The sequence below is a fragment of the Chryseobacterium rhizosphaerae genome, from assembly GCF_003385455.1.
In the GTDB taxonomy this organism is placed as follows: Bacteria; Bacteroidota; Bacteroidia; order Flavobacteriales; family Weeksellaceae; genus Chryseobacterium; species Chryseobacterium rhizosphaerae.
The window spans coordinates 1-662 of record NZ_QNUF01000082.1 but is presented as its reverse complement, the minus strand read 5'-3'; the positions used below and the strand labels follow the sequence as shown (position 1 = coordinate 662).

The 662-nt window shown below is 30.2% G+C and carries 1 protein-coding gene; it reads left to right on the top strand.

The features are described from left to right. Positions 1-27 precede the first annotated feature (27 nt). On the top strand, positions 28-612 hold the full coding sequence (locus DRF57_RS23445) for an SMI1/KNR4 family protein (RefSeq protein WP_115921134.1): 585 nt from the start codon (positions 28-30) through the stop codon (positions 610-612). Positions 613-662 lie beyond the last annotated feature (50 nt).

Genomic DNA, 662 nt, shown 5'->3' with positions numbered 1-662 from the left:
ATTAAAAAATCGTAAAATAGATTAATCATGTATAATAAAGAAATTAATGAACTTATTTATAAGTTCCAAAATTTAGGGCTTGCAAACTCGAGCGATGGTGCTATGCTAATAGGCCACGTACCATTTAAAGGTTCAGAAGCCTATCTAAACATTATTTATCCAAAACTAGATATTGAAGAAATAGCTTCATTGGAAAAAGAGCTACATACTACAATTCCAGACGAGTATAAGCATTTTTTAATGAATTATAGTAATGGTACAAATATTTTATCTTCGACTTTAAGTTTATATGGATTAAGAAGGCAATTAACTAGAGATCCTAAAGCAAATTCAAGGCAACCTTTTTCTCCAATTTCAGCTAATTTATATGAGCGTCCCGATAATGCAAAAGATAGCTTTTTTTTTATTGGAAGCTATCAGTGGGACGGCTCACGGATGTACATAGATAAGGAAACTAATATTGTTCATTGTTGTGAAAGATGGGATGCAACATCAAAAGTTCAATGGGATTCTTTTGAAGAAATGTTATTGTCTGAATTGAAACGTTTGTATACTTTATTTGATGATGAAGGAAGAGAAATTGACGAAGATGTTTCAACGCTTCCCTATTAAATATTAAAAACGAATTAGCGTATTAATTATGATACGCTAATTTTTTTAAT

Bases quoted from the DNA above. Each gene is read 5' to 3' on its own strand.
- DRF57_RS23445 (WP_115921134.1), top strand. From the start codon at position 28: ATGTATAATAAAGAAATTAATGAACTTATTTATAAGTTCCAAAATTTA.